We start from the raw sequence: 11,337 nt of genomic DNA, 5'->3' as shown, positions 1-11,337 counted from the left end.
TCACAATCTCCATTCGGTGAATGGGCACGTGGTTATCCTCGCTGCTTGCACCGTGGCTAGCCCATGGCCGACGGAAAACAGCAGGTCCTACGCCTCGAAACTAGGCGGCCCACGGCGTAGGGTTACGTTTCACCCGCATGCCCTTCGCGAGCACCTCGCTCGGCGCCGAGCAGCCGCTGCTGAACTCGGAGCTTCTCGGTTACGGCCGCGATCCGCTTGCGCCGATCAAGGACGCGGTCACGGCCGATGGCGATGTCGTCGTGCCGCTTGACGCAGAGGCCTTCGGCTTCTGGCTAAAGGCGGCTTTTGGTGATCCTACCACGACTGGCGCAGAAGCCCCGTACAGTCACGAGTTCCAGTCGGGATCGTGGACGCTGCCAAGCATGTCGATCGAGACCGTCATGCCCGAGGTGCCGCGCTATGCGATGTATTCCGGCTGCGTGCTCGACCAGATCACTTGGCAGATGCAGCACTCGGGTCTGCTGACTGCAACGGCGCGGCTGGTGGCGCAGGGCGAGACGGTCGGCACGATCACTGGCGCTGGAACGCCCGCCGCGCTGGAACTGAAGCGCTTCGGGCATTTCAACGGGGCGATCACCCGCAACGGCTCGGCCCTCGGCAACGTGGTCTCCGCCGAGATCACCTATGCCAACAACCTCGACCGCATCGAGACCATCCGCAGTGACGGCCGCATCGACGGGGCGGACCCGTCCATCGCCGCGCTGACCGGCCGCATCGAGGTCCGCTTCGCCGATCAGACGTTGGTAACACAAGCCATCAACGGCGAGGCCTGCGAGATGGAATTCGCCTACGTCCTGCCCTCGGGCGAGAGCTTCACCTTCACCGTGCACGCCGTCTATCTGCCGCGCCCGCGCATCGAGATCTCCGGGCCTCAGGGCGTGCAGGCCAGTTTCGACTGGCAGGCAGCGCGCGACAGCACCATCGGCCGGATGTGCACCGCAACCCTCGTAAACGATGTGGAGACGTATTGATGCTGACGCTCGATCTGACGAACGCGCCGCGCTGGCACGATCTCGCGCCCGGCGTGCGGGTGCAGTTGCGCCCGCTGACCACGGCGCTGATGGTGGCGACGCGCAGCGATCCCGTGGTGGAAAACCTGCCGGAAGCCGCCTCCGACGAGGAACGCGCCGTCGCTTTCGCCAACCGAGGACGTTCTCGCTTTTGGGGTCGTGGTCTCAGAGCAGGACGCCGACCAGATCGAGCGGACGAACGATGCCATCTCGCGGCTCGGGCTGATCTGGCGTGGGCTGTCGAACCAGCTCGCCGTCGCCGCCGCGCCCGCGCTGGAAGCCGTCGCGGATGCGATGGCGGCTGTGGCCAGTCGCACCGGCCCGCTCGGCATCGCCATCCGCGCCTCTTCGATAACATCGGCCGACTGACCACCTACGCCGCGACCTTCGCCGCCTTCCTTGCGGGCCGCTGGGTGGCGGGCATGGCCGCAGCGGCACTGTCGGTGCGCGGGCTCGCTACCGCTCTGGTGGTTCTGCGCGGCGCGTTGATCCGCACCGGTATCGGCGCGCTGATCGTCGGTGCGGGCGAACTTGTCTACCAGTTCACCCGGCTTGTCGAACGCGTGGGGGGCGTCGGCGAGGCGTTTCGACTGCTGTCCGATCTGGCCTCCGAAGTGTGGGGTCGTGTAGGCCTCGCGCTCGACGCGGTGCTGGCCCGGATGGCGGCGGGTTGGGAAGAGCTGAAGGCCACGGCGCTGACTGCGCTCGACGGCGCCATCACCGGGGTTGTCAGCTTCGGCGACCGCTCCGTGGCAATCTTTCAAGGTGCGTTCGATGCGATGAAGGCGATCTGGGGACGTCTCCCCAGCGCCATTGGCGATTTCGCGTTCCAGGCGGCAAACGGATTGATCGGTGGGGTCGAGGCGATGCTGAATGGCGTTGTCACTCGGATCAACGGCTTCATTTCGGCGCTGAACGGCGCGCTGGACCTGCTCCCCGAATGGGCCACCGGCGAAGGTGGGGTGCGCATCGGCACGCTCGATCCGGTGGCGCTCGGCCGGATTGACAACCCCTTCGCGGGCGCGGCCGAGACGGCAGGAGCTGCGGCGGTCGATGCTTTTTCGGCAGCACTTGAGCGCAGCTACGTCGACGCGCCTGATCTGGGGCTTGGGGCGGCGGCCGAGGATGCTCGGGTCCGGGCCGAGGGATACCGCGAAGCCGCGGGCATGTTGAGCGATGCCGCCACCCGGCCGCTGGCGGCTTGGGATGCGCTGAAGACGGCCGTTGCAGGCAGCGGGGCGGAGTCCGAAGCAGCGCTTCAGGATGCGGCGATTGCGGCGACCGAGCTGGGCACCGCATTGGACGACACAGGACGCGCCGCCACGGGTGCAGGTGCTGCCGCCGGGGCCGCCGCCGCCGCCGCGAAGCCTGACGCCGAGGCGGCCGTCACCGGATGGCAGGCGGTCACCAAGGCACTGTCCGGCTACGCCACGAAGGCGCGCGAGATCGGTGGCGATATCGGCCAGAGCCTCGTCAGCGCCTTCACCAGTGCCGAAAACGCCGTCGGCGAGTTCGTGAAGACGGGCAAGTTAAACTTCGGCGACCTGGTGACGTCGCTGCTGGCCGATCTCGCCAAGCTGGCTGCGCGCCGGTTCATCCTCGGGCCGATCGCCAATGCGCTCTCTGGGGCCCTCGGCGGTGCGGGCGGGATCTTCGCGAACATTCTTCATGCGGGCGGTATGGTTGGAGCGGCCGCACCGTCGCGGATGGTCCCGGCGATGGCTTTGGCGGCGGCACCCCGGATGCATTCGGGCGGCATGGCCGGGCTGCGCCACGACGAGGTGCCCGCGATCCTGCAGCGGGGCGAGCGGGTGCTGTCACGCCGCGAGGCTCAGTCCTACGGCGCAGGCGGCGGGGTCAACGTCACCATCATGGCCCGCGATGTCGAAAGCTTCCGGCAATCGCGCACGCAGGTCGCGGCAGACATTGCCCGCGCGGTCTCGCTCGGCCGGAGGGGCATGTGATGGCGTTTCACGAGGTTCGGTTTCCCGACACCATCAGCCGGGGCGCGCGCGGCGGGCCGGAACGACGCACGCAGATCGTCGAACTGGCCTCGGGCGACGAGGAGCGCAATGCCAGCTGGGCCAACTCGCGGCGCCGCTACGATGTCGCCTACGGCATCCGCCGCGCCGACGATCTGGCGGCGGTCGTCGCCTTCTTCGAAGCCCGCAATGGTCGCCTGCATGGCTTCCGTTTCAAGGATTGGGGCGACCACAAGTCCTGCCTGCCATCCGGCACACCATCGTCCCCCGATCAGTCGATCGGCACCGGGGACGGCACGACTACCGCCTTCCAGCTGGTCAAGCGCTACGCCTCCGGTGCGCAGGCCTGGACGCGGACCATCGCCAAGCCGGTCGCGGGCACCGTGCGCATCGCGCTGGGCGGTGTCGAGCAGCCGTCCGGCTGGTCGGCCGACACCACAACCGACCTCGTCACTTTCAGTGCCGCGCCGGGCGCTGGCGTCGCAGTCACCGCCGGCTTCGAATTCGACGTGCCCGTCCGCTTCGACACCGACGTGCTCGACGTCACCCTCGACCTCGAGCGGCTCGGCTCGATCACGTCCATCCCGCTTCTGGAATTGCGCCGATGAAGACCTTCGACAACGACTTGCAGGCCCATCTCGACGATGGAACGACGACACTCGCCTGGTGCTGGCGCATCCTGCGCGCGGACGGCGTGACCTTCGGGTTCACAGACCACGACCGGACGCTGAGTTTCGACGGCACCGACTTCGAGCCCGAAAGCGGGCTGACGGCGTCCGAGGTGCGCTCGGGCTCGGACCTCTCGGTCGATGCGCAGGATGCCGAAGGCGTGCTGACCTCGGACCGAATCACCGAGACGGACATCCTCGACGGCCGCTGGGATAACGCGGAGGTCGAGGTCTGGCGGGTGAACTGGTCGGACCCGACACAACGTCTGTTGATGCGCCGGGGCGCCATCGGCCAGATCCGGCGCGGGCGGCTGTTCTTCGTTGCCGAAGTGCGCTCGCTCGCCCATGTGCTGGGGCAGACGGTCGGGCGGACATTCCAGGCGACCTGCGACGCGGCGCTCGGAGATGCACGCTGCGGAGTCGATCTCGACGATCCCGTTTTCACTGGCACCGGCGCCGCCATCGACATCCTGTGCGACCGCGCCTTTACCGCCTCGGGTCTCGGCGGCCTCTCCTCAGGCTGGTTCACCTTCGGCACGGTTGAGTGGACGAGCGGCGTCAATGCAGGGCGGCGGGCAGAGATCATCGCGCATGACGTGACCGACGGCATCGCGGTGCTAACGCTGCTCGAAGCACCGGTGCGGTCCATCGCCGAGGGCGACGACTTCATCGTCCGCGCGGGCTGCGACAAGCGTATGGAGACCTGCGGCGCGAAGTTCGCCAACGTCGCCAACTTCCGCGGCTTCCCGCATATCCCCGGCCAGGACGCGGTACTCCGCTATGCCACCAAGGACGGTGGGCACGACGGGGCGGTACTGTGAACGCCGCCGTCATTGTTGGGGCCGATCCGGACCGCGTTGTCGCCACAGCCCGCAGCTGGCGCGGCACGCCTTATCACGATCATGCCAGCCTGAAGGGCGTTGGCTGCGACTGCCTCGGGTTGGCGCGCGGCATCTGGCGCGAGGTGGTGGGCCCTGAGCCGTTTCCGATCCCGCCTTACAGCCGCGACTGGGGCGAGACCGGCCCGCGCGAGGTTCTGGCCGAGGGGGTGCGGCGGATGATGCCGGAGATTACTGCCTCGGAGGCCGGCCCCGGCGCGCTCGTCCTGTTCCGCATGAAGCCACGCGCCATCACCAAGCATGTCGGGATACTGACCGGCAACGACACCTTCCTCCACGCCTATGAGCGGCTCGGCGTGGTCGAGGAACCGCTGGCGCACGCCTGGCGGCGGCGCATCGCGTTCGCCTTCCTGTTCCCGCAACGCTGAGACCCTGACATGGCCACCCTCGTTCTCGGTGCCGTTGGCGCTGCCATCGGCGGCAGCATCGGCGGTGCCATCCTCGGCGTCAGTGCCGCCACCATTGGCGGTTTCATCGGCTCCGCCATCGGCTCAGTCGTCGAAAGCTGGATCGTCTCGTCGCTGGCGCCCACGCAGCGGATCGAGGGCGCGCGGCTCGACACGCTGCGGATCACCTCGTCCACGGAAGGAGCCGTCATTACGCGCCTTTATGGCCGGATGCGGATGGGTGGCAACATCATCTGGGCGACAGATTTCCGCGAGGAGACGAAGACCACCACTCAGGGCGGCGGCAAGGGCGGCGGGGGCGGCAAGGTCAAAACCACCGAGTATCTCTACTATGCGTCCTTTGCCGTCGCCTTGTGCGAGGGCCCGATCACCGGCATCGGCCGCATCTGGGCCGACGGCAAAGCCGATGGACCTCTCCGGGGTCACGTGGCGTTGGTATCCCGGCGGCGAGGCACAAGGTCCCGATCCGTTCATCGCCGCGAAAACCGGCGCGGCCAGCACGCCCGCCTATCTCGGCACCGCGTATGTCGTCTTCGAGGAGCTGGCGCTTTCCACTTATGGCAACCGCCTGCCGCAGCTCTCCTTTGAGGTCTTCCGTCCGCTTGCGGATCCCGACACCGCCGAGGGGCTGATCCGCGCCGTCACCATGATCCCGGCCTCAGGTGAGTTCACCTACGCGACGCAGGCCATCCGCAAATCCGACGGCGGGGCGACGCAGGCCGAGAACCTGAATGCGCTGCCGGACGCGACCGACATGGTGGTGGCGCTCGACCGGCTGCAGGCGATGGCGCCCGCCGTCGAGAGCGTCAGCCTCGTCGTGGCCTAGTTCGGCGACGACCTGCGCGCGGGCTCCTGCAAGGTGCGGCCGGGTGTCGAGGTGTCGGCAAAGTCGACCACGCCCGCCTCCTGGACGGTCAACGGCGTCAGCCGTGCCAATGCCTTTCTTGTCAGTCGCGACGCAGAGGATCGCCCTGTCTATGGCGGCACGCCGTCCGACTTCGCCGTCGTACAGGCCATCCAGGAGATGAACGCCCGCGGGCTACGCGTCACCTTCTATCCCTTCATCCTGATGGACGTGCCGCCCGGCAACAGCCTCCCCAACCCGTACTCCGACAATGCCGCCGAGACGGGCCAGCCCGCCTTCCCCTGGCGGGGGCGGATCACCTGCTCTCCGGCGGCAGGCTACGCCGGGGCCGTGGACAAGACCTCCACGGCGGCCACGCAGGTCGCAGCGCTGTTCGGCGCGGCGACACCTGCCAGTTTCAACGTCTCGGGCGAGAGCGTCAGCTGGACCGGCGCGGCTGGCGACTGGGGTCTGCGGCGCATGGTGCTGCACTACGCCCATCTCTGCGCAGCGGCGGGCGGGGTCGACGCCTTCCTGATCGGCACCGAGATGCCCGGGCTGACGACAATCCGCTCGGGCGCGTCCACCTATCCGGCCGTGCAGGCGTACCGGGATCTTCTTGGCGATGTGCGCTCGATCCTCGGCGCTGGGACGAAGATCGGCTACGCCGCCGACTGGCCGGAGTATTTCGGCCACCAGCCGGGCGACGGCAGTGGCGACGTGTTCTTCCACCTCGATCCGCTCTGGGCCGATCCTGATATCGATTTCGTCGGCATCGACAATTACATGCCGCTCTCCGACTGGCGCGACGGGTTCGAGCATCTTGATGCGCAGGACGGCTGGCCGGCGATCTACGACCGCGCCTACCTGCAGGCGAACATCGCAGGCGGCGAAGGCTTCGACTGGTTTTACGCTTCCGATCTGGATCGCGCCGCGCAGGTCCGGACGCCTATCAGCGATGGCGCCGCCAGCAAGCCGTGGGTCTTTCGTTACAAGGACCTGCGCGCTTGGTGGTCGAACCCGCACTACGACCGTCCGGGCGGGGTGGAGAGCGGGACGCCCACTGCATGGGTGCCGGAGTCGAAGCCAATCTGGTTCACCGAACTCGGCTGTCCGGCCATCGACCGCGGCACGAACCAGCCGAACGTCTTCTTCGACCCGAAGTCGTCCGAGAGCTTCACACCGTATTTCTCGCGGGGCTGGCGCGACGATGCCATCCAGCGGGCCTATCTCGAGGCGATGCATCTTTGGTGGGGCACCCCGGCGAACAATTCTGTCTCCAGTGTCTACGGCGGCGGAATGGTGCATGTGCCGGAATGCGCCGCCTGGACCTGGGACGCGCGGCCCTATCCGTTCTTCCCGGCGCTGACCGACGTCTGGACCGATGGCGCGAACTGGCGGCTCGGTCACTGGCTGACCGGTCGGCTCGGAGCTCCGCCCATTCCATGGCGAGGCTTCGCGTGAGGTGGATCACCCCCGCCTTCGACGTGTTGTAGTGCGCCTGCAATAACCCGCGATTGACGATCGAGCCGGACATGGAGGCGATGTTGACGATGGAGCCGCGCCGGCGCGGCAGCATCACCCGGGCTTCCGCTTGCGCCGTGAGGAATAGGCCCGTCAGGTTGATGTCGAGCATGTTTCGCCACTGCTCTTCGGACATGTCTTCGGCGGCAGTCGCGTTGGCGATGCCGGCTGCGTTCACCGCCACCGACAGCGGCCCCAACTCGGCCTCGATACGCGCCACCGCGTCGGCGAGCGCGCTCGCCTCACGGACATCGGCCTCCAGCACGAGACAGCGGCGGCCATGCTGCTCGATGCCTTGCAAGGTCGCGGCGAACCCGCCGCTGCCGGGGCGATCGAGGCAGGCGACATTCGCTCCCGCCTTTGGCCCGTCCCCTCGCAACCCTAGGCCCCAGGCTACGCGCTGGGGCCTAGGGTTGCGGATACTTTGTCCGGTGCGGACAGCCTTACTGCTCGAGCGTCTCCCAGTTGCCGTCCCGCACGACCCGGATTTCCAGGTCGACAGGCAGCTTGGTCTGCCCGTTCTCGTCGAAGCTCGTACGGCCCATTGCACCATCATATTCGGTCGCGCGGATGGCTTCGGCTACGGCGGCGCGGTCCGTCCCGGCCTTCTCGATGGCGGCGATGATGATGTTCGCCGCGTCGTAGGCATTCTTGGTGTAGGTGCCGGCCGGCTCGGCAAAGCCCGCCGCTTCGTAAGCCGCGTTCATTTCGGCCAGCTTGTCGTTCTCCTGCTCCTTGACGATGCCGACCATCGTGCCTTCCGCCGCGTCGCCGGCGATCTTGATGAACTCGGGATCGTAGAAGCCGTCGACGCCGATCATCGGGACGTCGAGGCCGACTTCCTTCATTTGCTGGCGCACGAGGCCCGCTTCCGTCACGACACCGCCGAAATAGATCGCGTCGGGATTGCCGCTCTTGATCTTCGTGAGCGTCGCTCGGAAATCGGTGGTGCCGACGGGTGCGGTTTCCGCCGTGACGATCGTGCCGCCGGCGGCCTCGAAGGGCTCGGAGAAGGCCGTCACGTTTGCGGCCCCGTAGTCGCTGGTATCGGAAACGATGGCTATGTTCTTGCCGACGTTCTCGACCGCCCACTTCGCCAACGGCTCGTTCGTGTTGACGAGCGTCGTGACGACACGCGACAGGAGTGGATTGTTGGTCTCGGTAATCTTGGGACTGATCGCTCCCCAGATTACGAAGGGAATCGCGGCGCGCGTGATCACCGGGGCTGTGGCGAGGGCGACGCCGCTGTTCCAGTGGCCCGTCGCGGCCACCACGTCCGGATCGTTGGTCAGCTTCAACGCGGCCGATACACCGGTCTGGGGATTGGCACCGTCGTCAAGGATGACCGGCTCGATGTCGAAGGGCAGATCGCGGGCATTCGCCTGGTCAACGGCAAGCTGGAAACCGTTGCGGGCGGTGAGGCCCTGCTGGGCGTTACCGCCGCTCAGGGGCCCGAGAAAACCGATCTTGACCGTTTCCTGCGCCTGAGCCACGCCTGCCGTCGCGATAGCGGCCACAACGGCCATTGCGGCTGTCGTTCCGCGCAAGATGCTTGTTCTGTTTCGCACTCGACTTGCTCCATCCCTTTGCCGCCGATGTCCGGCGGCGGTTCATCATGAAAGGCAGTAGAGAAGTCTACTGCCGCCATCCCCGGAATTGGAAATCGCATATGCGGATGTCACGCTTTGGTTTTTCTGAAGCGTGTTCATAAACTTTGCCGATGCCGCAAAAGAAGGCAGGGCTCAGGATAATCGATCCGTCACTTCGGAAAAAACGATTTAGCCCGAACGCGAACCCCGTGCTTAGCGTAGCCGCAAGTTCGCCGGGGTAGGTTGGATGACCCGCGTCATGGCGCCGACGATGGGCCGGGAAGGATTGCAATGACTGATCTGCTGCTCCAGCAGCTTTTGAACTGGATTGTTCTGGGCAGCATCTACTCCCTGATCGCCGTCGGCTTCAGCCTTCTTTTCGGTGTCCTCAACATCATCCATTTCTCGCACGGTGACGTCTCCTTTGTGGCGCCGTTCGTGGCACTCGGGGCCGTGCAGGCGGTGATCGCGAGCTTCCCCGTCGTCGCGGGCTCGCCGGTGCTCCTGCTTCTTTGCCTGCTTCTCGCGCTGGTGCTTACGGGCCTGCTCGGCGTCGTTCTGGAGATCCTGGTAATCCGCCGTTTCCGGGACGCGCCCGTGATGATGGCGCTGGTCGCCACGGTCGCCCTCGGCATCGTTCTTCGCGAACTGATCCGCCACCTGTTTCCGAACGGCAGCAATCCGCACTCCTTCCCGCGTTTCGTCAGCGGAGAGTTCATGGTCGGCGGCGTCACAGTCTCCTGGTTCAGCATGGTCGCGGTCGTGTGCGCCATCGTGGCGGTCGCGGCCTTGTTCGCGCTCCTCAACAAGACCAGGCTGGGCCTGCACATCCGTGCCGTGTCGCAGGATCGCGACGCAGCGCGCCTCATGTCGATCAGCCCCACCCGGATATTCCGGTTCACCTTCTTCATCGCTTCAGCGGTCGGCGCGGTCGGCGCCCTCTTCTTTGCCGGCTATGCCAATCTCGTGCGCTTCGATTTCAGCGTGGAGGTCGGGCTCATCGGCTTCTCGGCGGCCGTCGTCGGTGGTCTCGGTTCGATGGCCGGTGCCATTGTCGGCAGCCTGCTCATCGCCGGGCTCGACACCTTCGTCCAGGCGGTCGTACCGAATGGCGCCTCCTACAGGCTGGTCTTCGTGTTCTTGCTCGTGATCGCCGTCCTCGTCTTCAAGCCCTCCGGCATCTTCGGCCGGACCGTCGTTGAAAAGGTCTGACGATGAGCACGAACCGCGTCACCGCCAGGGCCACCGCCTTCCCCGTCTCCGGGCTCCTGATCGTGATCGTCACGGAAATCCTCGGCGCCGCCTTCCTGCGTGAGTTCCTCCTGGCCGAGGACTGGCGCTACGTCGTCGGGCTGCTCGCGATCTTCGCGCTTGCTCTCGTCCTTATGCAGCAGGTTCCGGCTCTCGAGCGCCGGATCGAGGACGCTTTCGACAGGCAGAAGGGCGCAGCCATCGTGCTCGGCCTGATGCTGGTCCTGGCGTTCCCGTTCGTCCTCGACGGCAACACCTATGCCTTCCACCTTTGCGTCATCGCGCAGCTCTACGCTGTCCTCGCCCTCGCGCTGAACTTCCAGCTCGGAAGCGCCAACATTCCGAATTTCGCCACCGGCGCATCCTATGGCATCGGCGCCTATGCGTCGGCTCTTCTCGCCCTGAACTTCGACGTCAGCTTCTGGCTCGCTTTGCCGGCCGCGGCAATCGTGGCGACCATCTTCGGCTTTCTCCTCGGCTTGCCCTCCATGCGCACCCGCGAAAGCTACCTGGCGCTCGTCACCATCGCCTTCGGCGTGGTGGTACACCAGTTGCTCAACAACCTGGAATTCACGGGTGGTCCGAACGGCCTCGTCGGCATCCCGGTGCCGGAGCTCTTCGGCCACTCCTTCGCCTCTCCGCTCACCATCTTTGGGGTGCAGCTCCCGTCGCAGGCGAACTTCTATTACCTGTCGGCGCTACTCGTCGCCGTCGCGATACTCTTTGCCTCCCGGCTCCACAATTCGCGCGTCGGCCTCGCCTGGAACGCGCTGCGCGCCGACGATCTGGCGGCCCGGTGCCAGGGCATCAACACGACCTGGTACAAGGTGCTGGCGTTTGCCGTGGATGCCTTTCTGGCCGGCTTCGCCGGCACCATCTACGCCTTCTACGTCGGCTACATCTCGCCGGACAACTTCACGTTCCTCGTCTCCGTCACGATCATGACGATGGTCATCGCCGGCGGGATGGACAACATCCTCGGCGTGATCGTCGGGGCCTTCCTGCTCACGCTCCTGCCCGAGAAACTGCGCGCCTTCTCCGACTACCGTATTCTCTTCTTCGGCGTGACGGTGATCGCGTTCCTGATGATCCGGCCGCAGGGAATCTTCCCGCAGCGCCTGCGCCGCTACTGAGGGCGCTGA

The 11,337-nt window shown here is 66.4% G+C and carries 10 protein-coding genes and 2 pseudogenes; 10 read left to right on the top strand and 2 right to left on the bottom strand.

Translation table 11 applies throughout. From position 1 onward, the window contains the following. Positions 1-137: 137 nt before the first annotated feature. The 8 genes and pseudogenes from GTW51_RS19805 to GTW51_RS23630 form a co-directional block, all read left to right on the top strand. Positions 138-992, top strand: a complete 855-nt coding sequence (locus tag GTW51_RS19805) for a phage tail tube protein (protein ID WP_163045779.1) — start codon at positions 138-140, stop codon at positions 990-992. Beyond that, positions 992-2,995 (top strand): phage tail tape measure C-terminal domain-containing protein, encoded by a 2,004-nt coding sequence (locus GTW51_RS19800; RefSeq protein ID WP_203566199.1) that lies wholly within the window; start codon positions 992-994, stop codon positions 2,993-2,995. Before GTW51_RS19805 ends, GTW51_RS19800 begins: the two co-directional genes overlap by 1 nt. Continuing rightward, positions 2,995-3,621 (top strand): DUF2460 domain-containing protein, encoded by a 627-nt coding sequence (locus GTW51_RS19795; RefSeq protein ID WP_163045778.1) that lies wholly within the window; start codon positions 2,995-2,997, stop codon positions 3,619-3,621. The genes GTW51_RS19800 and GTW51_RS19795 overlap by 1 nt, the downstream gene beginning before the upstream one ends. After that, positions 3,618-4,502, top strand: coding sequence for a DUF2163 domain-containing protein (locus GTW51_RS19790; RefSeq protein WP_163045777.1), 885 nt, complete (start codon positions 3,618-3,620; stop codon positions 4,500-4,502). The genes GTW51_RS19795 and GTW51_RS19790 overlap by 4 nt, the downstream gene beginning before the upstream one ends. Next, positions 4,499-4,948 (top strand): NlpC/P60 family protein, encoded by a 450-nt coding sequence (locus GTW51_RS19785; protein WP_343034068.1) that lies wholly within the window; start codon positions 4,499-4,501, stop codon positions 4,946-4,948. The genes GTW51_RS19790 and GTW51_RS19785 overlap by 4 nt, the downstream gene beginning before the upstream one ends. A 9-nt stretch (positions 4,949-4,957) precedes the next feature. After that, complete coding sequence (locus tag GTW51_RS23640) at positions 4,958-5,575, top strand: hypothetical protein (RefSeq protein WP_203566198.1); 618 nt, start codon at positions 4,958-4,960, stop codon at positions 5,573-5,575. A 58-nt stretch (positions 5,576-5,633) separates the two neighbouring features. Beyond that, positions 5,634-5,813 (top strand): hypothetical protein, encoded by a 180-nt coding sequence (locus GTW51_RS23635; protein ID WP_203566197.1) that lies wholly within the window; start codon positions 5,634-5,636, stop codon positions 5,811-5,813. Positions 5,814-5,846: 33 nt separating this feature from the next. Next, a pseudogene (locus tag GTW51_RS23630) lies at positions 5,847-7,262 on the top strand (baseplate multidomain protein megatron); the annotation flags it as partial. 7 nt (positions 7,263-7,269) lie between these two features. Here GTW51_RS23630 and GTW51_RS19775 read toward each other — a convergent pair. Together GTW51_RS19775 and GTW51_RS19770 are read right to left on the bottom strand one after the other, a co-directional pair. Next, positions 7,270-7,758, bottom strand: a pseudogene (locus tag GTW51_RS19775) (SDR family NAD(P)-dependent oxidoreductase); the annotation flags it as partial. Between the two features lie 40 nt (positions 7,759-7,798). Next, positions 7,799-8,881: a branched-chain amino acid ABC transporter substrate-binding protein gene (locus GTW51_RS19770; protein WP_163045776.1), complete on the bottom strand. Its 1,083-nt coding sequence runs from the start codon at positions 8,879-8,881 to the stop codon at positions 7,799-7,801. A gap of 354 nt (positions 8,882-9,235) precedes the next feature. Here GTW51_RS19770 and GTW51_RS19765 point away from each other — a divergent pair, with 354 nt between their 5' ends. Both GTW51_RS19765 and GTW51_RS19760 read left to right on the top strand, forming a co-directional pair. After that, positions 9,236-10,156: a branched-chain amino acid ABC transporter permease gene (locus tag GTW51_RS19765; RefSeq protein WP_163045775.1), complete on the top strand. Its 921-nt coding sequence runs from the start codon at positions 9,236-9,238 to the stop codon at positions 10,154-10,156. 2 nt (positions 10,157-10,158) lie between these two features. Then, positions 10,159-11,328, top strand: a complete 1,170-nt coding sequence (locus GTW51_RS19760; protein WP_163045774.1) for a branched-chain amino acid ABC transporter permease — start codon at positions 10,159-10,161, stop codon at positions 11,326-11,328. Positions 11,329-11,337 lie beyond the last annotated feature (9 nt).

The organism is Aurantimonas aggregata (assembly GCF_010500835.1).
GTDB lineage: Bacteria > Pseudomonadota > Alphaproteobacteria > Rhizobiales > Rhizobiaceae > Aurantimonas > Aurantimonas aggregata.
Note: the sequence above shows the minus strand (reverse complement) of the source record. Positions and strands in the feature narration are given on the sequence as shown.

Bases quoted from the DNA above. Each gene is read 5' to 3' on its own strand.
- GTW51_RS19760 (WP_163045774.1), top strand. From the start codon at position 10,159: ATGAGCACGAACCGCGTCACCGCCAGGGCCACCGCCTTCCCCGTCTCC.
- GTW51_RS23635 (WP_203566197.1), top strand. From the start codon at position 5,634: ATGATCCCGGCCTCAGGTGAGTTCACCTACGCGACGCAGGCCATCCGC.
- GTW51_RS19805 (WP_163045779.1), top strand. From the start codon at position 138: ATGCCCTTCGCGAGCACCTCGCTCGGCGCCGAGCAGCCGCTGCTGAAC.
- GTW51_RS23640 (WP_203566198.1), top strand. From the start codon at position 4,958: ATGGCCACCCTCGTTCTCGGTGCCGTTGGCGCTGCCATCGGCGGCAGC.
- GTW51_RS19770 (WP_163045776.1), bottom strand. From the start codon at position 8,881: ATGGCCGTTGTGGCCGCTATCGCGACGGCAGGCGTGGCTCAGGCGCAG.
- GTW51_RS19795 (WP_163045778.1), top strand. From the start codon at position 2,995: ATGGCGTTTCACGAGGTTCGGTTTCCCGACACCATCAGCCGGGGCGCG.
- GTW51_RS19800 (WP_203566199.1), top strand. From the start codon at position 992: ATGCTGACGCTCGATCTGACGAACGCGCCGCGCTGGCACGATCTCGCG.
- GTW51_RS19790 (WP_163045777.1), top strand. From the start codon at position 3,618: ATGAAGACCTTCGACAACGACTTGCAGGCCCATCTCGACGATGGAACG.
- GTW51_RS19765 (WP_163045775.1), top strand. From the start codon at position 9,236: ATGACTGATCTGCTGCTCCAGCAGCTTTTGAACTGGATTGTTCTGGGC.